The following is a 25,454-nucleotide window of genomic DNA, read 5'->3' on the forward strand; positions in this document are numbered from 1 at the left end:
ATCTTCCATCGTGGACGCTGCCACCCGGTATGGCCCGTCGAGTCCTTTTCGGTGTCTGTGAGACGAGGGATTCGGGCGAACGTACGTGTGGGTGCTCTGCATAATCTGTGGAGTTCGTGAGGGGGAGGCTCGTGAGGGGAGGGACGAACGCCGTGACGGACACGACGGGGAGCGGGGGCCACCAGTGCCCGGAGTGCGGGACACCGAAGGGGCCGGACGGCTCCCCCTCCTGCGACTGCAACCGGCGGACCGCCGACGCGTTGCGCGACGCGCGTACGGCCGAACAGGCGGCGGCCGAGGACTTCGACCCGCTGCGGATACGGCCGTACGTCGCCATCGAGGCGGACGCGGCGGACACGGCGGCCACGGGCGATCCGGACGGCAGCGGGGAGACCGCGCCGCTGCCGGTGGTGGCGCCGCCGGCCGCACCGGTCACGGCCGAGGCGACCGTGCCGCTGCGGACGGTACCCGGTGACGTCCCCGAAGCAGACCCGGAAGAGCCTCGCCGGCGTCCCCGGTGGCCCCTGATCCTGGCGGCCGCCGGGGCGGTGCTCGGGATCCTCGCGGTGGCGGGGTTCGCGAGCGGAGTGTTCACGCACGTGACGCCGACGAGGGACGGGGCGGCACCGGCGGACGTACGGCAGAGCGTCCCGGACGTGACCCCGAGCACGGCGTCGCCCTCGGCCGCGGCACCGGCCACCTCGCCGGGATCCGCGCCCCCGGCGACACCGTCCGGCCCGGCGAGCCCGAGCGCGTCGCGCTCCCCGTCCTCCCCCGCGCCATCCAGTGCGACCCCGTCCCCGACGCCCTCCCGCTCGGCGACACCCACCGAGTCGGCGACGACAGCAGGCGCGGCGGCCTCCGCACGGCCCACCTCGGCACCGGTCCTGCGCCCCGGCGACACCGGCGCGGAGGTCACGGAACTCCAGCAGCGGCTGGCCCAGCTGAACCTCTACACGGGGACGGCCGACGGCCACTACGACAGCAGGACGGAGGACGCGGTGCGCACGTACCAGCTGGCGCGGGGGATCCTGACGGACGAGCCGGGGGTGTACGGGGCGGCTACGCGGGCGGCACTGGAGTCGGAGACGACGGAGCCGTAGGGGGCGGGCCGAGGGGGGCGCTGCCGGGCAGGCCGATCGAGTGGTGCTGGTCGGGACGGTTGTGGTGGTGGGCTGCGGTGGTGTTGTGACCGCGGGCGCGCGGGGGCTGGCCGCGCAGTTCCCCGCGCCCCTGACGGGGCGCTGCCCAGCCGCCCCTTGTCAGCTCCCCAGTTGCGGGCAGTCGTGCCGCTGGGGCGGCACGGGTGGGCGCGGCGGCACCCGGCAAGCGCCGGTGAGCGTCCCTACCCCCGGCCTCAGGCTCCGCCGACGGTCACCCGAAGCCACCCGTCCCCCACTGCCTCCACCCGCACCCCCGTCAGGTCCCGCACCACCGCATCCGGCCCGTGCACCCCGGCCCGCGCCCCGACGCCGACGACCCGCATCCCCGCCGCCCGCCCCGCCGCGATCCCCGCGCCCGAGTCCTCGAACACCACGCAGTCCGCCGGAGCGACCCCCAGCTCCGCCGCCCCCTTCAGAAAGCCCTCGGGGTCCGGCTTGCTGGCGCCCACCGACTCCGCGGTCACCCGCACCGCGGGCAGCGGCAGCCCGGCGGCAGCCATCCGTACCGTGGACAGCGCCACGTCCGCCGAGGTCACCAGCGCGTGCGGCAGCCCCTGGAGGGAGGCGAGGAAGGCCGCGGCGCCGGGGACCTCCACCACGCCCTCCACGTCGGCCGTCTCCTCCGCCAGCATGCGCGCGTTGTCCGCGAGGTTCTGCTTCATCGGCCGGTCCGGCAGCAGCACGGCCATGGACGCATGGCCCTGGCGCCCGTGCACCACCTTCATGACCTCGTCGCCGTCCAGCCCGTGCCGCTCGGACCAGCGCCGCCAGATGCGCTCGACGACGGCGTCGGAGTTGACGAGGGTGCCGTCCATGTCGAGCAGGAGGGCGCGGGCGGTGAGGACGGTGGCCGTCATCGGGCAGCTCCTATACACAGGCCGAAAGCAGGCCGGGAAGAACAAGGCGGCCCCGTCCGCCGGTCAGGGAAAACGGACGGGAGCCACTTTGTTCCTCCACGGTACAAAACAGAGGGCCGATCCCGCCACCTCCTTCGCCGACCGTTCACCCACTCTTCAGCTCACGCGGGCGAACGGGAGCGGCCCGGAGTGACCCCGGAACGGCCCGGAGCGGCCCGCAGCGGCCGAGAGCGCGACCCGGTCAGGCCGCGACCGCCTCCCAGAGGCTCCACACGCCCAGCGCCAGCATCAGCACCGCCGCGATCTGCGTGATCAGCCGCAGCGGCACCTTCTTCATGAGCGCCTTGCCGCCGACGATGCCGAGCCCGGCCACCGCCCACAGGCCGAGCACGGCACCGAGGCCGACGGAGATCGGGTCGTCGTAGCGCGCCGCGAGGTTCGCCGTCATGATCTGCGTGAGGTCCCCGAACTCGGCGACCAGGATGAGCATGAACCCGGTGCCGGCGACCTTCCAGAAGGACTGGTCGGCCGGCTTGCGGATCTCCTCGTCCTCCTCGTCCTTCTTCATCAGGAGCACGGCCGCGCCGCCGAGGAAGAGCACGCCGGTCAGCGCGTGCACGATCTGCTGCGGGAGCAGGGTCAGGACGCTGCCGGCCGCGACGGCGAGCACGACGTGCAGGAGGAAGGCGGCGGCGACACCGGCGAAGACGTACGACGCCCGGTAGCGCGTGCCCAGGACGAGACCGGCGAGCGCGGTCTTGTCGGGGAGTTCGGCGAGGAAGATGACGCCGAAGACGATCGCCGTCACGGTGATGCTGATCAAGGGTCCTCAATCGGTCGGGCCACCCCACCGAGAACACCGCACTTCGCGGACGAGCACCTCGGCACGGCAGCGCACACGGTCACCCGTGCCGTACGGCACGGGCGTGCACTGCTTGCCGAAGGTCTCGCTGGCGGCCTCATGACCGAGATGGCCGAGGTCCGCCTCCGGGCGCCGGCTCAGACGAGCTGAGCAGTATGTCGACGGTCCGGCGAAGAGCTACTCCCCTTCAACGCCGTCAAGACTACGTGACCACGCCACCGATCCCAAGGCCGGTGCCCCCACCTGTGAGTCACGTCGCACACCTTGTCGTGTCATGAACACGTCACTAGTTTCTTACCGAACGCTCACCCATCGGCAACACGGCAGCGCGAGCATTCCCTCGCTCGCGCTCCAACACCCCCACCCCACAAGGGAGTTCGCATGCCGAAGTTCTACGCGCGTCGACGCCTCAGCATACTCGCGGCCTTCACCGGACTCATAGCCTCCGCCGCCCTGTTCAACTCCCCGACCGCTTCCGCCGCCCTCCCCACCCCGGTCAGCGCGTCCACCGCCCGCACCTACCTCGCCTCCCTCACCGTGGCGACCGAGGTCAGGACCGGCTACGCGCGCGACCTGTTCCCGACCTGGGACACCATCAGCGGCACCTGCAACACCCGTGAGTGGATCCTCAAGCGCGACGGTACGAACGTCGTCACCAACTCCGCCTGCACCGCCACCAGCGGCTCCTGGTACTCCCCGTACGACGGCGCCACCTGGACCGCCGCCTCCGACGTCGACATCGACCACCTCGTGCCGCTGGCCGAGGCCTGGGACTCCGGTGCCCGCAACTGGACCACCGCCCAGCGCGAGGCCTTCGCCAACGACGTCACCCGCCCGCAGCTCCTCGCCGTCACGGACAACGTGAACCAGTCCAAGGGCGACCAGGACCCGGCCACGTGGATGCCGTCCCTCACCTCCTACCGCTGCACCTACGTCCGCGCCTGGGTGCAGGTGAAGTACTACTACGGCCTCTCCGTGGACTCCGCCGAGAAGAGCGCGCTCACCAGCTACCTCTCCGCCTGCTGAACCGGCCGGCCGCCGCGGCGTCCCGCTCCCCGCGTTCCGGCCACGCACCGCCCGCTTTCCGGCCCCCTTTCCCGCGTCGGAACCTCCCCGCCGTCCTCCGTCGTTCCGTACCGTACGGGGCGACAGAGGCGAACCGACCGAGGAAGAGGGCGGGGCGATCGTGGCCGGACTGCGCCTGGGACCGCTGCTGAGGTACACCGACGGCTCGTCGGCGACCGTCTGGGTCGAGGCGAGCCGTCCGTGCACCGCCGAGGTGCGCTGCTCGGACGGCGCCGGCGGCACCGCGCGCACCTTCCAGGTGGCCGGTCACCACTACGCCCTCGTCCCGGTCACCGGGCTGACCCCGGGCACCTCGCCGTCGTACGACGTCCTCCTGGACGGCGCGCACGTGTGGCCGTCGCCCGGCTCCCCGTTCCCGCCCCCGGTGATCCGCGCCCCGGCCGCCGGCGACGCCCTCCGCGTCGTCTTCGGCTCCTGCCGCTGGGCCGCTCCGCCCGCCGACGGCCACGACCCGGTCGGCCCCGACGCCCTCGACAGCCTCGCCGCCCGCATCGCCGCCGGTGGCGAACGGCCGGACGTCCTCCTGCTGCTGGGCGACCAGGTGTACGCCGACGAGACCTCGGCGGCGACCCGGCGCTGGCTGGCCGCCCGCCGCGACCTCGCGGACCCGCCCGGCGCCGAGGTCGCGGACTACGAGGAGTACACCCGCCTCTACTACGAGTCCTGGCTCGACCCGGAGGTGCGCTGGCTGCTCTCCACCGTGCCCAGTTGCATGATCTTCGACGACCACGACGTCATCGACGACTGGAACACCTCCGCGGCCTGGCTGGCCGACCTGCGCGCCACGCCCTGGTGGCAGGAGCGGCTGCTGAGCGGGCTGATGTCGTACTGGGTCCACCAGCACCTGGGCAACCTCTCCCCGGTCGAACTGGCCGCCGACCCGCTGTACGCGGCCGTGTGCGACGCACCGGACGGCACGGACGAGCTGCGCGCCTTCGCCGCCGGGGCCGACGCCGATCCGGCCGCCGTGCGGTGGAGTTACCGGCGGGACTTCGGGCGGGTGCGGCTGCTGATGGTGGACACCCGGGCGGCCCGGGTCCTGGACGAGCGGAACCGCGCCATGCTCGACCCCGGCGAGGCCGCGTGGCTGCGCGAACAGGCCCTGGCCGACCGGGAGTCGTACGACCATCTCCTCGTCGGCACCTCGCTGCCCTGGCTGCTCCCGCATCTCATACACGACGTCGAGACCTGGGACGCGGCCCTGTGCCGGGGCGAACGCGGGCCCCGCTGGGCGGAGTTCGGGGAACGGCTGCGCCGCGCGGCCGACCTGGAGCACTGGGCGGCCTTCCCCGCCTCCTTCGCCGAACTGGCCGGCCTGTTCGCCCGCACCGGCTCCGGGCCCGGGGCGCCCGCCTCCGTCTGCGTACTCTCCGGAGACGTCCATCACGCCTACGTCGCCGAGCCCGCGTGGCCCGCCGGGACCGCGCCCGACTCCCGGGTGCTGCAACTCACCTGCTCCCCCGTCCACAACTCCGTGCCGCCGACGATCCGGGCCGGCTTCCGGTTCGGCTGGAGCGCCCTGGCCCGGTTCCTCGGACGGCGGCTGACCCGGCACGGGCGGTGCGCGCGGCCGCCGGTGACGTGGCGGAAGAGGGGCGGGCCGTGGTTCGGCAACCAGCTCATGACGCTGACGCTGCACGGCCGTTCGGCCCGGCTGCGGCTGGAACGGGCCCGGCGGGACGGGACCCTCACGACCGTGACGGAGTCCGTCCTCACCACCCGATGAGCACAGCTTTGTGACAACTGTGGGGTGTGGGGCGCGCGTTGGCATCCGTTGACCGCGACGGCATGATGAGGCGGACCGTCCGCTTCCTGATCCCGTGCGGACGGTGTCACCGCCCTGCGCCCCCACTCGCCCGGGAGTCACGTCGTTGTCCTCCTCCCCCCAGGAGTCCCCCCAGAAGTCCGTCCAGGAGTCCTTCCAGGAACCGGTCCACGAGTCCGTGCCGGTCTCCGTCGCCCTGGTCGGCGCCGGCCCGCGCGGCACCAGCGTCCTGGAACGCCTCTGCGCCTCCGCCCCCGAACTGCTGCCCCCGGGACGGCGTCTCACCGTCCACGTGATCGACCCGGCCGCACCGGGCCCCGGCAGGGTCTGGCGTACGACGCAGTCGGCGGAACTGCTGATGAACACCGTGGCCAGCCAGGTCACCCTGTTCACCGACGACAGCGTGGCCTGCGCGGGCCCCGTCCGGCCCGGCCCCAGCCTGCACACATGGGCGGCCGGTACGGGCGCCACGGCCGGTACCGGCGGCGACGGGCTGGGCCCCGACGACTACCCGACCCGCGCCCACTACGGCCGCTACCTGGAGTGGGTGTTCGCGCGGACGGTCGCCCGGGCACCGGCGGCCGTCCGCGTCGAGACCCACCGCACCCGCGCCGTACGGCTCGACGACGACCCCGACGGCCGTCACCAGACGCTCACTCTCGACGACGGCCGCACCCTGCCCGGCCTGGCGGCGGTGGTGCTGGCCCAGGGGCACCTCCCAGCGACGCCGTTCGCCGCGGAACGCCGGCTCTCCGCCCACGCCGCCCGGCACGGCCTCCGGTACGTCCCGCCCGCCAACCCGGCCGACGTCGACCTCACCCCGCTCGCACCCGGCGAACCGGTGCTGCTGCGCGGCCTCGGCCTCAACTTCTTCGACCACCTCGCCCTGCTGACCACCGGCCGGGGCGGCCGCTTCACCCGCACCCCGGACGGCTCCCTGCGCTACACCCCCTCCGGCCGCGAACCCCGCCTGTACGCGGGCTCCCGGCGCGGCGTCCCCTACCAGGCACGCGGCGACAACGCGAAGGGCCCGTACGGCCGCCACAGCCCGCGCCTGCTCACCCCCGAGGTGATCGCGGGCTTCCGCGAACGCGCGGACTCCGGCGCCGCGCCCGACTTCCTCGCGGAGATCTGGCCGCTGGTCGCGAAGGAGGTGGAGACGGTCTACTACGCCGTCCTGACCGGCGACCCGGAGCTCACCGCGCGCTTCCTCGCGGCCGACGGCCGGCCCGCGGAGAGCGCCGTACTCGACGCCCACGGCGTGCCGGAGCCGGACCGCTGGTCCTGGGAACGCCTCCAGCGTCCCTACGGGGAACGGAAGTTCGCCGATCCGGCGCAGTGGCGGGCCTGGCTGCTGGGGTATCTGCGCGCGGACGCGGCACAGGCCGCCCTCGGCAACGTGCGCGGCCCGCTCAAGGCGGCCCTGGACGTGCTGCGCGACCTGCGCAACGAGATACGGCTGATCGTCGACCACGGCGGCCTGGCCGGCGCCTCCCGGCGGGCCCACCTGGACGGCTGGTACACCCCGCTGAACGCGTTCCTGTCCATCGGCCCGCCCCGCCGCCGTATCGAGGAGCTGGCCGCGCTGCTGGCGGCGGGCGTGGTGGAGGTGCTCGGCCCCGGGGTGGAGGTGGACCTGGACCACACGGGCGGCGCGGGCGGCGGGGACGGCGCGGGCGGCGCCTGGGTGGCCCGCTCCCCCGCGGTCCCCGGTTCGGAGGTCCGCGTGACCACCGTCGTCGAGGCCCGTCTCCCGGAGCCCGACCTGCGCCGGACCGCCGACGATCTGCTGGCCGGCCTGCTCCGGGCGGGCGCGTGCCGCCCGCACGTGGTGGACGGCCACGAGACCGGCGGCGTCGACGTCACACCGCGCCCGTACCGCCTCCTCGACCGCCACGGCCGCCCGCACCCGCGCCGGTTCGCCTTCGGGGTACCCACCGAGGGCGTGCACTGGGTGACCGCGGCGGGAGCCCGGCCGGGCGTGGACTCGGTGACCCTGTCGGACGCGGACGCGATAGCGCGGGCGGTGCTGCGGACGGCGGCGGCCGCCGGAGCGGAACCGCGGACGGAGCCGCCGGCCCCGGAACGGCCGACCGCCGCCGACCGGTACACGCCGGTCGGCGTATGACGCCGCATGGCACACGCATGACCGTTCTCCGATAACCCTTTGCCGAACATACGAGCCCCCCGTGACACTCCTGTCACACCCCCCGCGTACGCTGTATGGCTGTCGTCGGGGGGCGCAACAGGACAATCACGGGGGAACCGTCGTGTGGGAAAGCATGGGGTCGCTGGAGGCCGGGCCCTGGATATACGCCATGGTGGCCCTCTCCGTGCTGCTTGATGTGTTCCTGCCGGTCCTGCCGAGCGGGGTGCTGGTCATCACCGCGGCCACCGCAGCGGCGGCGGGTACCGGCGCGTCGGCCGGACAGGTCCCGCCGCACGCCCTGCCGGACATCCTGGCGCTGACCCTCTGCGCGGCCACCGCGTCGGTCCTCGGCGACCTGTTCGCCTTCCGGCTGGCCCGGCGCGGCGGAGCCCGCCTGGACCGCGCGATCGCCCGCTCGCGACGGCTGAGCAGCGCGCAGGAACGTCTCGGCGAGGCCCTGTCCCGCGGCGGCGGCGCGCTGGTCGTCCTGGCCCGTTTCGCCCCGGCCGGCCGCTCGATCGTCTCCCTGGGTGCCGGCGCGACCCACCGCAGCGTCCGCGACTTCCTCCCCTGGTCCGCCCTGGCCGGCCTGACCTGGGCGGTCTACAGCGTCGCCCTCGGCTGGCTGGGCGCCCAGTGGCTGGGCGCGACCTGGATGGCGACGGCGGTGTCGGTGGCGGCGCTGTTCGGCGCGGGCGCGGGCGCGGGGTACCTGATGCGAAGACGCCGGCCGGCGTAACCCGCACCGCCCCTCGTCACCGTCTCTCCCGTCACCGCCTCAACCCCCGCCCACAGCCGACTGCCCCCGCACCTCCAGTCCCCCCAGCAACGCGGCGGTGGCCTCCGCGACCGCGTCCACCGCCCGCTCGAACACCTCCCGGTTGTGCGCGGCCGGCGCCCGGAACCCGGACACCTTCCGCACGTACTGCAACGCGGCAGCTCGGATCTCCTCCTCGGTGGCCTCCTCGGCCAGCTGAGGCGGACGCAGGGTCTTGATGCTCCGGCACATGTCCCCAGTCTCCCGCAGACCCCTCCCTTCCTGCGAGGATCTTCCAGAGGCGGCCACCGCTCCCGGGGCCGACCGACGAGAGGACAACTCCATGCCGAACACCCCGAACGCACCGATCCCCCGCCTCACCGTCGCCGTTCTCGGCCCCGGCGGCGTCGGCGGACTGCTCGCCGCCCTGCTCTCCCGCGCCGGCCACCGCGTCCTCTGCCTCGCGGGCGAGGAGACGGCACACACGCTCCGTACCGACGGAATCCAGGTCCGCAGCGCCCGGTTCGGCGACGTCACGGCCCCCGTCGACGCCGACACCGTCCTCCGCGAACCCGTCGACGCCTGCCTGGTCGCCGTCAAGGCCACCGCCCTGGACGCGGCCCTCACCCGGATCCCGCCCACGGCCCTCGGCGACGCCCTCCTCGTCCCGTTCCTGAACGGCGTGGAACACCCCGCGCTGCTGCGCGCCCGCTACGCCCCCGACCGCGTGGCCCCGTCCGTGATCCGCGTCGAGTCGACCCGCACGGCCCCCGGCGTGATCGAACACACCAGCCCCTTCGCGGAGATCGACCTCACCGGCGCCAAGGTCCCCCGCCCCCGCCTGGAAACCCTGGCCGAAGCCCTGACCGCGGCCGGCCCGGCCACCCGCGTCCTGGACGACGAGACCACCGCCCTCTGGGCGAAGATGGCGTTCCTCGCCCCGTTCGCCCTCCTCACCACCCGCTACGCCCTCCCCCTCGGCGAGGCCCGCACCCGGCACCGCGAGGAACTGGCCTCCCTCGTGGCGGAGACGGCAGCCGTCAGCCGCGCCTGCGGCGCCCCCGTCGACCCGGCCCAGGCCCTGGCCCGGTACGACGCCTTCCCGCCCGCCACCAAGTCCTCGATGCAGCGTGACGCGGAGACCGGCCGCCCCCTCGAACTCGACGCGATCGGGGGCGCGTTGCTGCGCGCGGCGGACCGGCACTGCGTCCCCGTACCGGTGACGGCCCGCATCGTCAGGGAGCTGCGCGAGGCCGGCCGCTAGCGGCTGCCGCGCCCGGGAGCGCGTCCGGGGGTGCGGGCGGCGGCGACGAAGGCGGCCATCTTCTCGCGGCTCTTGACCCCCGGCGCGGTCTCGACGCTGCTGGAGACGTCTACGCCGTAGGGCCCGAACTCCTCGATGACACCGGCCACGTTGTGCTCGTCGAGACCGCCGGCGATCACCACCTTCCCCGGCACCTCGCCGACCCAGCCGGGGATGTCCGCGAACACGCCGCTGCCCGCGCTGGCGTCGTAGAAGAAGTACCGCAGCGCCTCCGGCCTCTCGGGCGGGGTGCCGGAGGCGAGGGCGAGGTTCGGGATGTCGGCCGGCTCGTAGATCTGGATGACGTCGACGTGCCCGGCGACGGCCGCCGTCTCGGCGAGGGTCAGGGCCACCGCGAAGACCGGGATCCGCCCCCGGGCGTATCCGGCCAGCGCCACGGCCCGTTCCGGCGGGCAGTACCGCTTGCTCTTCGGCGTCACGACGATCCCCACGGCGTCGTACCCCAGCTCGACGGCCCAGTCGACCTGCTGCTCCTGGGTGAGCCCGCACACCTTCACGAACGCCGGCTGCCGCTGCCCGCTCATCCTGTCCTCACTCCGCTCTCCCGCCCGGCGGGAACACGATCCTGCCCCCCAGCTTCTCAGCCCGCGGGCCGGGCCGTTGTCAGTGGCGGCTGCCAGGATCACCGGCATGACGGACACGAGCGAGGACTGGCGGTCCCTCCTGGTGCGCTGGAGCCAGGAGTGGGCGGACGCGCAGGACGGGGACCCGCAGGCACGGGACGAGGAGCCGGTGCGAACGCGCTGGCTGGGGTTCCCGCCCGCGCCGGAGGAGCGGATACAGGCGCTGGAGGAGCGGCTCGGGCACCGGCTGCCGCCGTCGTACCGGTCGTTCCTCGCGGTGAGCGACGGCTGGCGGCACGCGGGCGGTTTCGTCTGGGTGCTCGCCGGCACCGCCCAGGCCCGGTGGCACGAGGACGCGGCGGGCCTGTCCGAGTACTTCCCCGGGGAACTGGACGACGCCCCCACCCCCGAGGACGAACTCCTCGCCGGGATGTGGGGGCGGGCACTGCAACTCGACGTCGAGTCGGACGCCCTCTACGTCCTGCTGGACCCGGGGGACGTGGACGACGCGGGCGAGTGGGCCGTGTACACGTGGGCTCCGTGGCACGCGGACGTACCCACCCGGTACGGATCGTTCCGCACGTTCATGGAGACGATGTACCGCCAGTTCCACCAGCTGCGGGCGGGCCGCTCGGAGCAGGGCGGGCCGGTCTTCGACAACGCGACGACACGGGCCCTGGACGCGTCCGTGGCGGCCGCGCGGCTCGACGCGCTGGGCGGCAGGTACCAGCAGGCGGCGGCGACGTTGTCGGACGCCGTCGCCTTCGGCAGACCACGCGCGCGGGGACTGCACGACCAGATCCGCCGGCTGCTCGGGGAGACGTACCTGGTGTCCTTCCGCGGCCTGGCGGCCGACCCGGTGTACGCCGCGGAGATCGTGCCCGTGCTGGCGGCCGAGCACGCCCGCACGCACCGGGACGGCGGTCTGGCGGCCCACCAGCTTCCGGGTGCCTCCGACACGGTGCGCGCAGCGGCTGACGAGGTTCTGCGGCAGATAAGGGAGGGCACCTACCGCTACACCGCCGAGGGCGTCTTCGGCCGGGCCGTCGAGGAGGCCCGGGAACTGGCCCGCTGGGGCGACACGGACGCGGCCTGGCACACCTTGCGCGCCGCCCTGCCCGAGTGGCGGCCGCTCAGCCCCGAGCACCTCGCCCCGGTGGGCCTGTGCGCCGACCCGCTCCTCGGCCCGCTGATCACACCGGACCGCGGCCGGGAACTCCTCGCCACACCCCGCGCCGGACAGCCCGGCGACACCCCGCCACCCACCGCCGACCTGGACCCCCCGGGCCTGGCCTGGCTGGCCGACGAGACCCCCGGCACCTCGCGCACCTCGTACCGCTTCGTCCTCGTGGAGGGTGTGGCACCGGCCGACTTGCCGTCCCGCATCGCCGCCGCCGGCGAACCCACCGCCCTCCACGCCCCGACGACGCCGCAGAGCGCCCCGATGCGCTTCCGCGCCGGTGATCACGTCCCGCCATGGGCGGACACGGCACTGGCCGCCGTCGGCCGGGCGGGCCCCGACTGGAGCTTCGCGTTCGAGGCACGGTCGTACTGGAACGTCGACGAACGGCGCTTCGTCTCCCCTGGCCTGGCCGCCTCCCGGGACACCCGCACGGTCACGGTGTGGAGCGCCCCGCCCCGCGACCACCGCCCCGGCTTCTTCCACCTCTCCGTCGCCGAGAACGGCGAGGAACGGTACGGCGTCACCGTCCGCGGCACCACGACCGAACACCGGGGTCCCGTCCCGGAGTTCCTCCGCTTCCCGCCGGACGGCCCCGACGAACACCGGCAGCACGAGCGCCGCGTCCTGGAGGCCCTCGCAACCGAATTCGGCGTCCGCCTCCCCCGCTTCGCACTCACCCAGGGCCGCCTGCACACTCTCCGCACCCGCCCCTGGAACCGCGCCCCGGGCCCGGGCGAGACCTACCTGACCATCCGCCTCGTGCCACACCGGCCGTAGCGGGATCTACCCCGGGCTGCCGCTCGCTTCTCCATGGCCGGGGCGGACCCGTGCCGGCCGGGTCCACGGTATGAGCGCCGGGACGCGCGCCCGGTAGGCGTCGTAGGCGGCGCCGAACCGGCCGGCCATGAGCGCGTCCTCGGCCCGTACCCGGCTCAGCAGCCACGGGACGGCGACCGCCAGGACCGCTGTCCAGACGCCGAAGCCGCAGGCCAGCATGGCGCCGACGACCAGTCCGAGCAGGCCGGTGTAGATGGGATGGCGAACCAGCCGGTAGGGCCCGTCGGTACGCAGTTCGTGGTGCTCCTGGACCGTCGGCACGCCGGACCACATCGTGCCCAGGACCCAGCGGGCCCACAGCAGCAGCGCGGTGGCGGTGACGGCGAGCAGGGCGCCCAGGAGGGCGAGTTCGGGCTGCCAGTACTGCAGGCGGTGCCAGAACCCGGCGGTGTGCCCAACCAGCCAGGAGAACAGCCAGGCTCCGGCGACCAGCAGCACCCGGCGGGGCAGCGTACGGCGCAGCCCGCGCACCCAACCGCGCACACCGGCCTGTCTCTTCAGGCCGAAGTAGACAGCACCCGCGATCCAGGCCACGACGAAGACCAGGACGCAGACACCGGTGAGAGCGACAAGTCCCGAGTGCAGTGATCCCATGCCTCAAGGCTCCTCCGGCACCGAGTCGATCACCACCACCCACGGGTCGATGGAGAGGACCTCCACCCGCCGGCCGAGTCCCGGTCCGGTATCGGTATCAGGACGGGACCGCCGGAGTCCGGGGCTCCGGGAGACGCTGCCGCGGTGGACGGCGGAGTCAGACGGTACGTGAAGTGGGCCGGGGACGTGGTCGCGGCCGGGGCCATGGTGGTGTTCGAGGCGGTCGCGCTGCTCGGGGCCCTGGCCGTTCTGACGCTCGGCACGCGCGGGGCGGCATGGGTCCCACCGGCCTGCCTGGGAGGCCTCGCCCTGTGTGCGGGGATCATCGCGGCGGCGGCGTGGAGCGCCCGGATGTGGGTCACGGCGGTGGTGCAGGGGCTGGTCACCGGGGGCTGCCTGGTGGTGGTGATCGACCTCTGGGGCGGCGCGTGACGACGTGACCGACGGCACCGCGCATCGAACGCATGAACCCCACGAACAAACTCGCCACCTAAAATCGAACAGGCGTACCATTGCCGCGTGGCTGCGACCTATGACTTTCCGAGTGACCTCCTCGCCGGTCAGGAGGAGCTGCATCAGGTCCGGGCCGAGCTGTCGGCCCTGCTGAAGCGGCTCCCCTGGTCGGTCGAGCCGCTGGACGGATTCAGCGACCAGGGCGGCTGGCGCAAGGTGGAGCGCCCCGCCTCCCCGGGCTGGACCGAGGACGAGCAGGCCGAGGTGGAGAAACTGCGCCGCCGCGAGCACGAACTCGCGGTGTTCGTCAGCGGCCACCGCTTCTGGGCGGAGGTCACGGCACCGGACCGCATGGACGCCCGAAGCCGGCTCAAGCACGCGCACGAGAAGGGCTGAGAACACCAGAGGACCCCGGCCGGATCGGCCGGGGTCCTCTGTTCACGTGGGCGCGGACGGTTTCGAACCGCCGACATCCTGCTTGTAAGGCAGGCGCTCTACCCCTGAGCTACGCACCCGAGACGAGTCGACAGCCTACATTGCCAGGGACGCTGTCCTGCAAACCCGTATCCGGGCCGATCGCGTGTACCGCCCCAGGCCGGTCGCCCGAACCGTCCCCGGCCGGTCGCCCTGACCGTGAACTGACCGGCCCGTGTGTTCGTCTTTCACGGGTGGGAGAATTGGAGCGACCGCCAGGACACGGGGCGCAGCGTGGTACGGGAGAGGGAGAAGTGACGGGGACATCGGCGACTTCGGCGGTATCCGAGCAGTCGTACCCGCCTCCCGTACGGGCCCGGCGCACGCCGCTTCGGGATGTTCTCGGTCTGGTGAGCCTGCCGTTGCTGGCGGTGCTGGTGGTGCCCGGGGCGTTCGCCGGTGGCGGGACGCGGCGGTGGTTCGGGGGGCGGGCGGAGGGTCAGCGGGCGGAGGCGCAGGCGGCCAAGGACGCGGCGGCGACCGCGTTCTACGAGCTGGACACCGCCCAGCGGGACCTGCGGATCTCGATAGAGACCATCTCCGCCGTCGACGACTCGCCGGCGGCCCGTCGTGCCGTCTCCGACTTCGAGGCGCTGGGGCGGCGGATCGACGAGGTGAGCAACCGGTACATCCAGGCCATCGACGCCTACGACCTGGACCGGGACGACCTGGAGGCCGCCGCGGCGGCGCGGGCGCGCGGGGAGATCTCCGGGGCCAAGGACGAGCTGGTGCGGGTCAAGGGGGAGCTGGACCGGTTCGGGGAGTCGCTCGGGCCGTTGCTCGGCAAGGCCGAGACGCAGCTGGCGCGGCTGGCGCCCGCCGTGGAGCGGGCCCGGCAGGCGCTGCTGGCGGCCAGCAACGCGCTCGACGCGGTGCGGAAGACGCAGCTCAGAGCCGATGAGCTGGCGGCCCGGCTGGCCGCGTTGGCTCCGGAGCTGACCAGGCTCAACCAGGGTGCGGGGCAGCACGGTGTGCAGGCGACGCTGGAGCGGGCCGGGCGGGTGCAGCGGGAGGCCGAGGCGATCCGGGTCGAGGCGGAGCGGCTGCCGGAGCAGGCGGCGGAGATCGATCACCGGCTGGTGAGCCTGCGGACGCGGGCGCAGGCTCTGACGACCAGGGCCGGGCAGGTGGACCCGGTGCTGAGCGAGCTGCGGCGGCGGTTCTCGGCGGCCTGCTGGCAGGATCTGCAGCAGGTGCCGCAGCAGGCGGGGGAGAACGTGCGGCAGGCCGAGGTGAAGCTGCGGGAGGCGCAGGCGGCGCGGGACGGGCAGCGGTGGGCGGAGGCCACGTCGCTGCTGTCGACCGCGCGGGCGCTGCTCAACAGTACGGACGAGGCGGTGTCGGCCGCCGGTGACCGGCTGAACCGGCTGAACGCCGTGCAGAAGGATCCGCAGGCGGAGATCGAGCGGACGCGGTTCGCGATCCGGGACGCGCAGCGGCTGGCGATGGCCGGGCGGTCCAGCCCGGATCCGCGGCACGCGCGGCCGCTGGACGACGCGGTGGCGCGGCTGGACCGGGCGGTGGGGACGCTGGAGGGGCGGCATCCCGACTACTGGCACTTCCTGACGGAGACGGAGGCGGTGCGGCGGTCGGTGGCGCGGACGGTGGCGCAGATCCGGGAGGACCGGGGCACGGGTCACCCGTGAGCCCCAAACCGTGAGCCGCGGTCCTTGAGCCGTGGTCCTTGGGCCGTTTGCCGTCCTGTCGGCGCAGGCGGATATTGGGAGGCGACCCGCAATCCAGATGGGGAGGCGGAGATGGCCTCACACACGGCGCACTCGGGGATGTCGCGGCCGCGGATCATTTTCGACGAGGCGCTGCCCGTCGATCACCGCCTGAACCGGGTCTACCGGGTCGGGGCGGGGCTGATGGGCCTGTTCCTGCTGGCCTTCGGGATCCTCGGGCTGACCAACAACATCGGTTTCTTCGACACGGGCGGGAACACCGCGATCGGCCTGAACACCAACGGCGCGCTGAGCGTGCTGTCGATCTGTGTCGGGCTGCTGCTGTTCGTCGGGATGGTGATCGGCGGGAACTTCGCGTCCACGCTGAACATGGTCCTCGGTGTGCTGTTCATCCTGAACGGCTTCCTGTTCCTGGGCCTGCTGGACACGGATTCGGACTTCCTGGCCTTCAAGATCCAGAACGTGCTGTTCAGTTTCGTGGTCGGTCTCGTGCTGATGGTGTTCGGGATGTACGGCAGGGTCAGTACGAACCTGCCGCACGACAACCCGTACTGGCGGGCCCGCCACCCCGAGGCGGAGCAGCGGGCCCTCACGGCTGCCGACGGCGGTGCCGGTACCGGTGATCAGGTGCGGTAGGCGTAGTAGTACGCGTTCGGGTACGACGCGACGAGACTCGCCAGCGACCTGCGGTAGGTGTTGTTGGAGTGGTATGTCACATACGGGATGCCGTTGGCCACGTACGTGACGATCATCGTGTGGTCCTTCGACCCGTCCCGGTCGAAGTCCATCTGGATCACGTCACCGACCTGCGCCTGGAAGACGTTGGCGAGCGGGGTGGTCCGCTTGGAGTTCTGGGCGAACCAGGACCACTCGTTGACGCCGACGAACGAGTCCGACTGGATGTCGGCGGTGCCGAACCACTTCGTGTAGTCGTAGACGTAGCCCGGGACGTGCTTCCAGCCGCCGGCCTTGAGCGACTGGCTGACGAAGTTGGTGCAGTCGCCGCCGGCCGTCTCGTTGTTGTAGTTCGGGTAGGCCGTGTTGTAGTTGTTCCAGTACGTCTCGGCGTAGGTCGCCATCGCCTTGTAGTCGTACGTGCCGCCGGTGAGGGTCTTCGGCACGGGCGTGGGGTTGCGCGTGGTGGCCGCGCGCGGGGCGTTCGGCGTGGTGTTGCCGTCGTCACCGGTGGCGGGCGCCTTGACCGAGGGCTTGGACAGCGTGTTGACGGCGAGGCCGCCGTCGTCGGTGTCCTGGATGTTCGTCAGCTGCCAGGTGCCCTGCCGGTCGGCCTTGAAGGTCAGCTCGTGGTGGGCCTGGAAGCCGGTGGTCTTCGGCGTCCCGCTGGCGGCCTTCGTGTAGGTCAGCGTCGTCGTCTCGGTGACGTCGGCCTTGGCGGTGCGGCCGGTCACGCGGGTCGCGTCGAGCGTGACCTGGGTGCTGCCGGCGCTGTACGTCTCGCCGGCCTTGGCGATGCTGCTCTGGCGGCCGCGCAGCTGGGTCAGCGCCGCGTTCTCGTCGCGCGACTGGGTGCTGGAGAGCTTGACGCCGCCGGAGAAGCGGGACGTCTGCTTCTTCTGCGAGGCACCCTGCACGAGGGCCTGGGTGCGGTCGGTGAAGACCGCGTCGGCCAGCTTCTGGAAGGTCGCCTTGGTCGCGGCGTCCACGGTCGGGTCGTCGACGACGGCCGCGCCCGCGCTCCAGTTGGGCACGAGGGCGACGCCGGCGACGACCGAGGCGGCCGCCGCCGTGACTATGGCCGCACGGCTGCGCTTACGGCTCAGTTTTCTGGATTTCAATGATGTTCCCCTCTACGCCGGTACACCTCTACCGGGCGACGGCATCTTCGCACGGCGTGTGTGACTCCTGTGAAGGGGGTTGCAGGATTGGAATCCGCTTGCTGCCGCGTCGACTTGAACCGGCCACCAGGGGCCGGTACGACGCTCACTTCACGATGTCGGACCAGTCGGACGGCGCCTGGGCGGGGTCCAGGGTGCGCAGCCGGGCCAGGGTGGCCGGGTCCTGGGCGTCCATCCAGTCGGAGAGTTCCTTGAAGGAGACGCACTTGACGCCCTTCTTGGTGCATATCTTCGGGATGACCTGGTCGATGGCCTTCATGTAGATGCCGCCGTTCCAGTCCTCGAAGTGGTTGCCGATGAACAGCGGGGCGCGGCTGCCGTAGTAGACGCGGTTGAAGCCGTCCATGTAGGACTCGACGGTCTGCTGTTCCCATTCGGCGTACTTTGCGGGGTCGCCGTCGGTCTCGCCGTTGGACTGGTTGTAGAGGAAGTTGAAGTCCATGGAGAGGCCCTGGTAGTCACCGCCCGGGTAGGGGAGCATCTCCAGCGGGAAGTTCCACAGGCCGTCCTTCTTGGAGGGCCAGATCTGGAAGTCGCCGGGGGAGCTGGCGTCGTACTTCCAGTTGTAGCCGTACTTCTGCAGGGCTTTCAGCAGGTTGGGCTGGCCCTCCAGGCAGGGGGCGCGGCCGCCGACGACCTCCTGCTTGAAGTCGAAGGGCAGGGCGGGGATGTCCTTGAAGCCGGTGTTGGTCTTCCAGTTCTCGACGAACTTGTAGAACTGGTCGATCTCGCTCTTCCACTGCTCGACACTCCAGTCGCCGCCGCCTTTCTTCTCGCAGAAGTGGCCGTTGAAGTGGGTGCCGATCTCGTTGCCGTCGTTGTAGGCCTCGCGGAGCTGTTCCAGGGTGGTGCGGATGTGCTCGTCGGTGGCGTAGTCGATGGCGGCGTCGCCGGGCTGGTGCATCGGGCCGGTGTAGAGGGTCTTCTTGCTCTTGGGCAGCAGGTAGATGCCGGTGAGGAAGAAGGTCATGTGGGCGTTGTACTCCTTGGCCATCTCCCGGTAGTGCGAGAAGAGATGGTCGGAGCCCTCCAGCGCGCCGTCCCAGGAGAAGACGACGAACTGGGGCGGCTTCTCTCCCGGCTTGAGCTTGACGGGCTTCAACTGGCCCTTCTGCGGCCCGGTGTACGAGGTCGAGCCGTCGCCGAGGATCTTGGTCTTGCCGTCCCACTTCGGTGAGGCCGACGCGGACGGGGAGGCCTTGGTGGTCCCCGCGGCGGTGGGCGCGGTGTCGTCCTGTCTGGTGAGCACCAGGTAGCCCGCGACGAGGGAGGCCACGACCAGGAAGGCGGCCAGGGTCATGACCTCCGGGCGGGCTGGACGGCGGTCACGGGCGGGCGCCTTGCGGCGGTGGCCGCCGGTTGTCGGCTTCGTGCGGGGCTTCATGCTCGGCTCATTCTGCGGGTGGGTGGCGTGGGGAGCTTCGTGGCCTCGGGGGTCAGTCGAGGCCCATGGCCTGTGCCCAGACCGTGTACGGAACGTTGTCGGTGCCGGTTCCGGCGATTCCCTTGAGCGGCAGCGGCTCCAGGGACTTGTTCAGGTCGATGCGGTATACGACGACCGACGTCGTCACGTTCGAGAGCGTGCCGGTGTACCAGGCGGCGGTGTCCTTGCCGCTGGCGTAGGTGCTGCCGGCCTTTCCGGCCGCCGCGTCGGTGAGCGCGGTGGTCGGGTGGGCCAGGCGGAACGATTCGGTGAGTGCCTGCTCGACGTCCTCGGCGACGTCGTCACGGACCGCGCGGGTCGGCCGGGAGGTGTCCATGACGACCCGGCGGCCGTTGCGGGTGATCTTGGAGACCGAGTACGGCTCGGTGTGGTCGCCGCCGGCCGCGAACGTGGCGTATCCGCTCGCCATCCGGATCGCGCTCGGTGTGGAGCTGCCCATGGACAGCGCCGGCACCTGGGGGCCCATGCTCTCGGAGAGCAGTCCGGAGGCCACCGCGGTGGCGCGCACCTTGTCGAGTCCGGTGTCCATGCCGAGTTGCATGAACGGCGTGTTCACCGACTGGGCGAGGGCGCCGGCCAGGCTGATCTGCCCGTAGGACTTGTCGTCGTCGTTCTTCGCGTAGACCTTCTTGCCGCTGCGGTCCCAGTACGGTCCGTCGGGTGTGGTGACCGGGACCTTGTCGTCGCCGTCGTACAGCGTTTCGGGCAGGACGTCGGTGGTGGCGGCGCCGCGTTCCTTGTGGACGCCGTTCTGCAGCCCGGCCGCGTAGACGAAGGGCAGGAAGGCGCTGCCGGCCGGGACGGTGGTGGCGTTGGACTCGTTGTAGCCCTGGGTCCGGTGGTCGGGTCCGCCGTAGACGGCGACGATCCGCCCGTCGGTCGAGACCGAGGCGGCGCCGTAGTGGGCGGCCGCGGCGTTCTTGGGGTCGCTCGCCTTGGCGTCCTTGCGGGCCTTGGTCACGGCCTTGGTGAGGGTGGTCTCCTTCTTCCGGTCGAAGGTCGTGTAGATCTGGTATCCGCCCAGGTCGAACTGCTTGTCCGAGATGTGGGCGGACTTCTTGGCGTACTGCTGGGCCAGCTCCACCAGGTAGTCGCTCTGACTACCGGTGTCGTACACCTTGTTGGTCGCGATCGGCTCGGGGAACTTCGTGTACTTGGCGCGCTCGGCCGGCGACAGCTTGCCGATCTTGACCATCCGGTCGAGGATCCAGGACCAGCGCTCCACCGCCCGCTTGTGGTTGGCCTTGCTGAGCGTCGGGTCGTAGAGCCCGGCGCCCTTGAGGAGCGAGGCGAGCACGGCGGCCTGGCTGACGTTCAGCTGGCTGACGTCCTTGCCGTAGTAGGCCTGGGAGGCGCGCTGGATGCCGTAGGTGCCCCGGCCGAACCAGCTGGTGTTGAGGTAGCCCTCCAGGATCTGGTCCTTGCTCATCTTGTTGTCGAGCTTGAGGGAGATCATCGCCTCGGTGAACTTGCGGCTTATCGTCTGGTTCTGCGTCAGGTAGACGTTTTTCACGTATTGCTGGGTGATGGTGGAACCGCCCTCGGTGTCCCCCTCGCCGACCGTGCGGTAGAGGGCCCGGGCTATGCCTTTCATCGAGATGCCGGGGTCGGTGTAGAAGCTCTCGTTCTCCGCCGCGAGCACCGCCCAGCGCACGTCCACGGGTATGTCCTTGAGCGGCATGTCCTGCCGCTGCACCCAGCCGGTCCGGGCCATCGGCGTCCCGTCGGACCAGAAGTACACGTTGTCCTGCTGTGTGGCGTACGTGTTGAGGTTGGAGGGTATATCCGTCGACGCGTAGGCGACCACGAGGAACAGGCCGGTCAGCCCGATGCCCCCCAGCCAGGCCCCCAGCCACTGCCGCCAGGACGGCATCCAGCGCCGCCAGCCGGTCCGGCCGGGCCGCGGGTACAGCGGGCGCAGCTTCCGCGCGTACGGCGCCAGCGGCGCGAGTCGGGGCCCCACGAGAGCCCGGAACCCCGCCACTGCCTCCAGTACGCGTTCCCGCGGTGTCGGGCGGGCGCTGCGGCGCCGCTCGGCACGGCCGCCGGAGGCCGTCGGCTCCGGCTCGGGCTGCCGCTGTTCGGGCACCCGGATCTGCATCGTGACGTCCGCCCGCAGGGCGTCCACCTTCAGCAGCAGGGTCTCGTCGTGCACCGGCAGGTCCGGCTTGTTCCGCCGGGCTCCCTCACGGGGCTCCGGGACGCCCCCCTTGCTCTCGCCCGCCTTCGCGGCGTCGGCGTCCGCTGCCCGCAGGGCGTGCAGCTCGTTCCACAGAGCCTCCGCCTTCTGCCGTGCGACCTCCTGCGCACGCTGAGCGTCGTCGCCCTTCTGCCACAGAGCATGCTCCGCGCGCAGGCCGTCGACCTTCAGATGCAGCGTCGCGTCCGGCTCGAACGGCTTTCGATCCCGGGATCCGGCCTGGTCATGGCCCTTCTCCGGGTCGCCCGTCCGCTCCGTTGCGTCCGTCACGACTGCGTCTCCCCTCGCACTCGGTCTTGCGCGCGCGGGTAGACACGACGGGTGGCAGGGCCGCGACGAGCACGGCGCTACGAGCCCCCCTCTTCCCCCGGTCTTTCGGCTCCTCGCGGCCAGCTCAAATTATCAGCGATCTTTTCAATATCTCCGCACAAGTATCGGACAGAAAGGAACACTCATGAAATTCTGAGGTGCAGTGATGCCCGTCACTCCCGCATCGCTGCCGCTAGCCTGTCCCTCATGCCCCGCTACGAGTACCGCTGCCGCACCTGCGGCGACACATTCGAACTGTCCCGCCCCATGGCCGAGTCATCGGCTCCCGCAGCATGCCCGGAAGGACATCAGGACACGGTAAAGCTGCTGTCGACGGTGGCGGTGGGCGGTACGGCCACCGCGTCCGCCGCCGGCTCCGGTGCCCCCGCCGGTTCCGGCGGGGGCTGTTGCGGCGGCGGCTGCTGCGGCTAACCCGCCTCGCGGGCCGTCTTCAGGAATTCGCGCAGGATTCGCTCGCCCGCGAGCACTCCCCGCTCCGGCAGCGCGGTGATGGCCGGCCCGGTCCACCCGGCGTCGGCCAACTCCCCGTGCCCCGGCCGCCAGCCGCGGTCCGCGGCCAGCAACAGGTCGGCGTCGAGCAGGGAGTCACCGGCGGCCAGCGTCAACTCGGCGCCGGTCCGGCGCGCGACCTCCCGCATGGCCGCGCTCTTCGTCAGCGGCTTCGGCACGGCGTAGATCTTCCGCCCCTGCAGCGACACCGTCCAGCCGCGGTTCTCCGCCCACACCGCGAGGCTCTTCACCCACTCCTCGGGCAGCAGCTCGCGCTCCACGACGAGATAGGCGAACAGGTCCTCGGCGACCCGCTGCTTGCGCAGCCACACCGGGTCGGCGTGCTCCGCCAGATACGCCCGTACCTCGTCCAGCGGCGCGCACTCGTCGGCCAGCCGCGAGAGCACCTGCCCGTGCCAGTCCGCGTCGGACACCCCGTCGACCAGCAGATGCCCGCCGTTGGCGCAGATGGCGTACCGCGGCGCGGGCCCCGGCAGGTTGATCCGCTCGTACTGCTTACGGGTCCGGGTGGTCGTCGGCACGAAGACGGCCGCGTCCCCCAGCTCGGTCAGCAACTGCCCGGCCGTCTCCGTCAGATACGACAGCGGCCTGGCCTCGTGCACCTCGACGCAGAGCAGCCGGGGCGCCCGCGCGTCCGGCATCGTCAGCGCCAGGGCACCCGCCGAGTAGATGAGCGTGCGGTCGAGGTCGCTCGCGACGAGCACCGCCATCAGACGTTCACCGCCCGGCCGTCGGCGCCGGTCGCCCCGCGCGTGTACTTGGGGTGGATCAACCCGACACAGGTGTACGGCAGTTCGCCGACCTCCTCCACCGGTACCCCTCTCTGCTCCGCGAGCAGCCGCACATGGTCGAGGTCGGCCCCCGCCCCGGCGCGCGCCAGGATCTTCCAGGGCACCCGGCGCAGCAGCACCCGGGTGGTCTCGCCGACGCCCGGCTTGACGAGGTTCACGTCGTGGATGCCGTACTCCTCGCTGATCCGCTCCACGGCCGCCCAGCCCTCCCAGGTCGGGGTGCGGTCGGCGACGGCCAGCTCCTTGACGGCCGCGTCCGCGGTGTCGGCCACGTCGGCGAACCGCGCCGCGACCGCGTCGAGGAAGGCCACCGACACGTCGGCGCCGGCCAGCTCGCGGTAGAACTTCGCGCCGTGGAAGTCGTCCGGACCGACCAGGTCCGCGCGCAGCACGGTCCGTGAGATCAGCCCGGAGACGGTCGAGTTGAGGCACGCGGAGGGGATCAGGAAGTCCTCCCGGGTGCCGTACGTCCGCACGCACGACCCGGGGTCGGCGAGCACCGCGATCTCCGGGTCGAACCCGGAGACGCCCGCCCGCGCCTCGAACTCCGCGACCGCGTCGGCCAGTTCCCGGGTGATCGCGCCCTTCCCGGTCCACCCGTCGACGAACACGACGTCCCGCGGGTCGTGGTGGGCGGCCAGCCAGCGCAGCGCGTTGGCGTCGATGCCGCGGCCGCGCACGATCGACACCGCGTAGTGCGGCAGGTCGAGGCCGTAGCGGAACTGCGCCCAGCGGCGCATCAGCACGCCCACCGGGGTGCCGGCCCGCGCCAGCGACACCAGCACCGGCCGCGGTGACCGCTCGGCCAGCACGGTCTCGGTGACCACCCCGACCGCCTGCGCGATGCGTGCGGCCGAGGTCTCCAGCGCGGCGTGGAACAGCGCCTGGTACTGCTCGCTCGGCTGGTACTCCACGGGCAGCGACTCGGCGTAGTGCGCGCCGCCGCTCTGGATCGCCTCCTCGCGCTCCTCGGTCGGCGCCTCCAGCGTGACGTCCGAGAGGTCCTGGAGCAGCCAGCCGACGTCCTCCGGCGGGTACGAGGAGAAGGCGGGGCCGCGGAGGGGCTCGGGCAGCATGGCGGGGCTCTCTTCGGTCAGCGGGGGGACGTACGACGGTACAACCGCGAGCAGGACGTGCGGGGCATGCGCGCCGAGCCGGTCGAGGAGGCCGTCCGGGGCGTGCAGTTCGGGGGTGTCGCCCACCGAGTCGACGAACAGGACGACGGCGTCGAAGCCGGCGCCCGCGACGTTGTACGCGTAGCGCTCGCCGGGGCCGTCGGCGGGGTTGTCGTGGGCCGGGAAGACGAGGCGGCTGCGGATGGCGTAGCCGGGGTCGTCGACGGCCAGGACGGGTGAGCGGGTGGTGGTGGAGTACCGCACCTCGGCGGTGACCAGGGCCTCCAGCTCGCGGGCGACCCTGAGGGGGGTGTACATCAGCTCTTCGAAGCCGAGCGTGAGCACCCGGCGGGCGTCGGCGGGGAGTGCCTCGGCGACCCGCGCCGCGATGAGGGGGAGGGCCGATTCGAGGCGTACCCGGTGAGCGGGGGTGAAGCCGTGCCGTCCGCCGTCGGGGAGGCCGGGGGGCCAGTGCAGGTCGACGCGGGTGAGGTGGCTGCGGTGGGAGGTGGTCCGGTCGTCGTCCGGGTGCGGGCCGGTGGGGGCCGTTCGCGCCCGCGCGGCGGTAGCCGCAGATTCGACACAGCCCCGCGCCCCTGGGTGGGTGAACCGGTCGTCGGCTTCGAGGGCAACGCCCTCAAGGGGCGCGGGGAACTGCGCGACCGGCCCCGACGCTGCCGCGGACGACGAAACACCTGACGCGGCACTCTCTTCGTACCGCGCAACCAGCTCCTGGCCCTTTTCGAGTACGCCCTCCGGCAGCTTCACAGTGCCGGAAGCCGCCGCCACAAGATCCACCCGCGCGTCGATCTCCCGCGCGAAGTCGGTCAAACGACCCGCGTCCGCCGGGGACCGCATATCGACCAACGCCACCACGACGTAACGTTTCCGCGGATAACGGGCGTGCAGGTCCCTGATCGTGTTCAGGACCGTGTTGCCCGTGGAGAACTCGTCGTCGACCAGGACCAGGGGGCCGTCGCCGGCCAGCAGGGCCGGGTCCTCGGGGAGCAGCAGATGCGAGGTCGCGTGGGAGTGGGACTCCTCGAAGCCGCCGGCCGGGGTCACCCCGGCGACCGGGCGGCGCGTGGAGTGCAGGTACGGGGCGAGGCCGACCCCGTCCGCCACCGCGTGGCCGAGGCCGGTGGCCGTCTCTGCGTAGCCGAGGACGACGGACTGCCGGGCCTCCCGCTCACCGAGCAGGTCCCGCACCCGCCGGCCGAGGGCGAAGCCGTGCCCGTAGACGACCGCCGGCGACTGCGGCACGTGCTTGCCGAGCACGTTGGAGACCAGGAGGTGGGCCCGTCTGGGGTTGCGGCGCAGGGCGAGGCCGAGGAGGGCCGTCAGGCCGTCGTCCCCCACGAGTTCGACGCCGAGCCGCTCGGCGACCCAGCTGCCGGACCAGACCCCGTTGTTCGCTGCGATGTTCATACGTTCCCTGTGTCGTCCCGTAGCGCCC

Annotated in this window: 22 protein-coding genes and 1 tRNA gene; 12 read left to right on the plus strand and 11 right to left on the minus strand. The window is 72.3% G+C overall.

Features of this window, described 5'->3' with window-relative positions; all coding sequences use genetic code 11:
• The first annotated feature begins 152 nt into the window (after positions 1-152).
• Positions 153-1,103: a peptidoglycan-binding protein gene (locus tag ACFZB3_RS38630; RefSeq protein WP_391384937.1), complete on the plus strand. Its 951-nt coding sequence runs from the start codon at positions 153-155 to the stop codon at positions 1,101-1,103.
• 254 nt (positions 1,104-1,357) lie between these two features.
• Here ACFZB3_RS38630 and ACFZB3_RS38635 read toward each other — a convergent pair whose 3' ends face one another.
• Both ACFZB3_RS38635 and ACFZB3_RS38640 read right to left on the minus strand, forming a co-directional pair.
• Positions 1,358-2,020 (minus strand): HAD-IA family hydrolase, encoded by a 663-nt coding sequence (locus ACFZB3_RS38635; protein ID WP_391384939.1) that lies wholly within the window; start codon positions 2,018-2,020, stop codon positions 1,358-1,360.
• Positions 2,021-2,261: 241 nt separating this feature from the next.
• Positions 2,262-2,843 carry a TMEM165/GDT1 family protein gene (locus ACFZB3_RS38640; protein ID WP_391384943.1) on the minus strand — a complete coding sequence of 194 codons (582 nt, stop codon included), beginning with the start codon at positions 2,841-2,843 and terminating at the stop codon, positions 2,262-2,264.
• A 420-nt stretch (positions 2,844-3,263) separates the two neighbouring features.
• Between ACFZB3_RS38640 and ACFZB3_RS38645 the strand changes: the two genes are divergently transcribed.
• The 4 genes from ACFZB3_RS38645 to ACFZB3_RS38660 all read left to right on the plus strand — a co-directional run bounded on the left by ACFZB3_RS38645 (position 3,264) and on the right by ACFZB3_RS38660 (position 8,621).
• Positions 3,264-3,908 (plus strand): DUF1524 domain-containing protein, encoded by a 645-nt coding sequence (locus tag ACFZB3_RS38645; RefSeq protein ID WP_391384946.1) that lies wholly within the window; start codon positions 3,264-3,266, stop codon positions 3,906-3,908.
• A 160-nt stretch (positions 3,909-4,068) separates the two neighbouring features.
• Positions 4,069-5,694 carry an alkaline phosphatase D family protein gene (locus ACFZB3_RS38650; RefSeq protein WP_391384949.1) on the plus strand — a complete coding sequence of 542 codons (1,626 nt, stop codon included), beginning with the start codon at positions 4,069-4,071 and terminating at the stop codon, positions 5,692-5,694.
• A gap of 217 nt (positions 5,695-5,911) precedes the next feature.
• Positions 5,912-7,861, plus strand: a complete 1,950-nt coding sequence (locus tag ACFZB3_RS38655) for an FAD/NAD(P)-binding protein (protein WP_391385547.1) — start codon at positions 5,912-5,914, stop codon at positions 7,859-7,861.
• Between the two features lie 142 nt (positions 7,862-8,003).
• Entirely contained in the window at positions 8,004-8,621 is a 618-nt protein-coding gene (locus ACFZB3_RS38660; protein WP_391384952.1) for a VTT domain-containing protein, read from the plus strand.
• A gap of 39 nt (positions 8,622-8,660) precedes the next feature.
• Here ACFZB3_RS38660 and ACFZB3_RS38665 read toward each other — a convergent pair whose 3' ends face one another.
• Entirely contained in the window at positions 8,661-8,891 is a 231-nt protein-coding gene (locus tag ACFZB3_RS38665; protein WP_391384955.1) for a DUF2277 family protein, read from the minus strand.
• A gap of 91 nt (positions 8,892-8,982) precedes the next feature.
• On the opposite strand from ACFZB3_RS38665, the gene ACFZB3_RS38670 reads away from it, so the two are divergent.
• Complete coding sequence (locus ACFZB3_RS38670; protein WP_391384958.1) at positions 8,983-9,903, plus strand: 2-dehydropantoate 2-reductase; 921 nt, start codon at positions 8,983-8,985, stop codon at positions 9,901-9,903.
• Here the strand turns inward: ACFZB3_RS38670 and ACFZB3_RS38675 are convergent.
• Positions 9,900-10,487, minus strand: coding sequence for a hypothetical protein (locus ACFZB3_RS38675; RefSeq protein WP_391384961.1), 588 nt, complete (start codon positions 10,485-10,487; stop codon positions 9,900-9,902). The two genes, ACFZB3_RS38670 and ACFZB3_RS38675, sit on opposite strands and share 4 nt — an antisense overlap.
• Positions 10,488-10,593: 106 nt before the next feature.
• Between ACFZB3_RS38675 and ACFZB3_RS38680 the strand changes: the two genes are divergently transcribed.
• On the plus strand, positions 10,594-12,486 hold the full coding sequence (locus tag ACFZB3_RS38680; protein ID WP_391384964.1) for an SMI1/KNR4 family protein: 1,893 nt from the start codon (positions 10,594-10,596) through the stop codon (positions 12,484-12,486).
• A 6-nt stretch (positions 12,487-12,492) separates the two neighbouring features.
• Here the strand turns inward: ACFZB3_RS38680 and ACFZB3_RS38685 are convergent, their stop codons facing one another.
• On the minus strand, positions 12,493-13,140 hold the full coding sequence (locus ACFZB3_RS38685; protein ID WP_391384968.1) for an isoprenylcysteine carboxylmethyltransferase family protein: 648 nt from the start codon (positions 13,138-13,140) through the stop codon (positions 12,493-12,495).
• 144 nt (positions 13,141-13,284) lie between these two features.
• On the opposite strand from ACFZB3_RS38685, the gene ACFZB3_RS38690 reads away from it, so the two are divergent.
• On the plus strand, positions 13,285-13,572 hold the full coding sequence (locus ACFZB3_RS38690) for a hypothetical protein (protein WP_391384971.1): 288 nt from the start codon (positions 13,285-13,287) through the stop codon (positions 13,570-13,572).
• 87 nt (positions 13,573-13,659) lie between these two features.
• Positions 13,660-13,989, plus strand: a complete 330-nt coding sequence (locus tag ACFZB3_RS38695) for a hypothetical protein (RefSeq protein WP_391384975.1) — start codon at positions 13,660-13,662, stop codon at positions 13,987-13,989.
• A gap of 47 nt (positions 13,990-14,036) precedes the next feature.
• On the opposite strand, the gene ACFZB3_RS38700 is transcribed toward ACFZB3_RS38695, so the two are convergent.
• A tRNA-Val gene (locus ACFZB3_RS38700) sits at positions 14,037-14,108 on the minus strand.
• A gap of 213 nt (positions 14,109-14,321) precedes the next feature.
• On the opposite strand from ACFZB3_RS38700, the gene ACFZB3_RS38705 reads away from it, so the two are divergent.
• Together ACFZB3_RS38705 and ACFZB3_RS38710 are read left to right on the plus strand one after the other, a co-directional pair.
• The gene (locus ACFZB3_RS38705) at positions 14,322-15,713 is read left to right on the plus strand and encodes a hypothetical protein (protein ID WP_391384978.1); all 1,392 of its coding nucleotides are present in this window, start codon (positions 14,322-14,324) and stop codon (positions 15,711-15,713) included.
• A 111-nt stretch (positions 15,714-15,824) separates the two neighbouring features.
• The gene (locus tag ACFZB3_RS38710) at positions 15,825-16,388 is read left to right on the plus strand and encodes a DUF4383 domain-containing protein (protein ID WP_391384983.1); all 564 of its coding nucleotides are present in this window, start codon (positions 15,825-15,827) and stop codon (positions 16,386-16,388) included.
• Here ACFZB3_RS38710 and ACFZB3_RS38715 read toward each other — a convergent pair.
• The 3 genes from ACFZB3_RS38715 to ACFZB3_RS38725 all read right to left on the minus strand — a co-directional run bounded on the left by ACFZB3_RS38715 (position 16,376) and on the right by ACFZB3_RS38725 (position 21,153).
• Complete coding sequence (locus ACFZB3_RS38715) at positions 16,376-17,548, minus strand: amidase domain-containing protein (RefSeq protein ID WP_391384986.1); 1,173 nt, start codon at positions 17,546-17,548, stop codon at positions 16,376-16,378. The two genes, ACFZB3_RS38710 and ACFZB3_RS38715, sit on opposite strands and share 13 nt — an antisense overlap.
• A gap of 145 nt (positions 17,549-17,693) precedes the next feature.
• On the minus strand, positions 17,694-18,992 hold the full coding sequence (locus tag ACFZB3_RS38720) for a hypothetical protein (protein ID WP_391384989.1): 1,299 nt from the start codon (positions 18,990-18,992) through the stop codon (positions 17,694-17,696).
• 52 nt (positions 18,993-19,044) lie between these two features.
• Positions 19,045-21,153, minus strand: coding sequence for a transglycosylase domain-containing protein (locus ACFZB3_RS38725; RefSeq protein ID WP_391385550.1), 2,109 nt, complete (start codon positions 21,151-21,153; stop codon positions 19,045-19,047).
• A gap of 615 nt (positions 21,154-21,768) precedes the next feature.
• Here ACFZB3_RS38725 and ACFZB3_RS38730 point away from each other — a divergent pair.
• Positions 21,769-21,993: an FmdB family zinc ribbon protein gene (locus ACFZB3_RS38730; protein WP_391384996.1), complete on the plus strand. Its 225-nt coding sequence runs from the start codon at positions 21,769-21,771 to the stop codon at positions 21,991-21,993.
• On the opposite strand, the gene ACFZB3_RS38735 is transcribed toward ACFZB3_RS38730, so the two are convergent.
• Entirely contained in the window at positions 21,990-22,802 is an 813-nt protein-coding gene (locus tag ACFZB3_RS38735; protein WP_391384999.1) for an HAD family hydrolase, read from the minus strand. The two genes, ACFZB3_RS38730 and ACFZB3_RS38735, sit on opposite strands and share 4 nt — an antisense overlap.
• A complete protein-coding gene (locus tag ACFZB3_RS38740; protein ID WP_391385002.1) occupies positions 22,802-25,426 on the minus strand; it encodes a phosphoribosyltransferase domain-containing protein in 2,625 nt (874 codons plus the stop codon). Before ACFZB3_RS38740 ends, ACFZB3_RS38735 begins: the two co-directional genes overlap by 1 nt.
• Positions 25,427-25,454: the final 28 nt, after the last annotated feature.

Origin of the sequence: Streptomyces sp. NPDC008092, assembly GCF_042957285.1 — a bacterium.
Taxonomy (GTDB): Bacteria; Actinomycetota; Actinomycetes; order Streptomycetales; family Streptomycetaceae; genus Streptomyces.

Excerpts from the sequence above, each read along its gene's own strand:
- ACFZB3_RS38635 (WP_391384939.1), bottom strand. The coding sequence starts at position 2,020 with ATGACGGCCACCGTCCTCACCGCCCGCGCCCTCCTGCTCGACATGGAC.
- ACFZB3_RS38645 (WP_391384946.1), top strand. The coding sequence starts at position 3,264 with ATGCCGAAGTTCTACGCGCGTCGACGCCTCAGCATACTCGCGGCCTTC.
- ACFZB3_RS38665 (WP_391384955.1), bottom strand. The coding sequence starts at position 8,891 with ATGTGCCGGAGCATCAAGACCCTGCGTCCGCCTCAGCTGGCCGAGGAG.
- ACFZB3_RS38670 (WP_391384958.1), top strand. The coding sequence starts at position 8,983 with ATGCCGAACACCCCGAACGCACCGATCCCCCGCCTCACCGTCGCCGTT.
- ACFZB3_RS38675 (WP_391384961.1), bottom strand. The coding sequence starts at position 10,487 with ATGAGCGGGCAGCGGCAGCCGGCGTTCGTGAAGGTGTGCGGGCTCACC.
- ACFZB3_RS38680 (WP_391384964.1), top strand. The coding sequence starts at position 10,594 with ATGACGGACACGAGCGAGGACTGGCGGTCCCTCCTGGTGCGCTGGAGC.
- ACFZB3_RS38685 (WP_391384968.1), bottom strand. The coding sequence starts at position 13,140 with ATGGGATCACTGCACTCGGGACTTGTCGCTCTCACCGGTGTCTGCGTC.
- ACFZB3_RS38710 (WP_391384983.1), top strand. The coding sequence starts at position 15,825 with ATGGCCTCACACACGGCGCACTCGGGGATGTCGCGGCCGCGGATCATT.
- ACFZB3_RS38720 (WP_391384989.1), bottom strand. The coding sequence starts at position 18,992 with ATGAAGCCCCGCACGAAGCCGACAACCGGCGGCCACCGCCGCAAGGCG.
- ACFZB3_RS38725 (WP_391385550.1), bottom strand. The coding sequence starts at position 21,153 with ATGCAGATCCGGGTGCCCGAACAGCGGCAGCCCGAGCCGGAGCCGACG.
- ACFZB3_RS38730 (WP_391384996.1), top strand. The coding sequence starts at position 21,769 with ATGCCCCGCTACGAGTACCGCTGCCGCACCTGCGGCGACACATTCGAA.
- ACFZB3_RS38735 (WP_391384999.1), bottom strand. The coding sequence starts at position 22,802 with ATGGCGGTGCTCGTCGCGAGCGACCTCGACCGCACGCTCATCTACTCG.
- ACFZB3_RS38740 (WP_391385002.1), bottom strand. The coding sequence starts at position 25,426 with ATGAACATCGCAGCGAACAACGGGGTCTGGTCCGGCAGCTGGGTCGCC.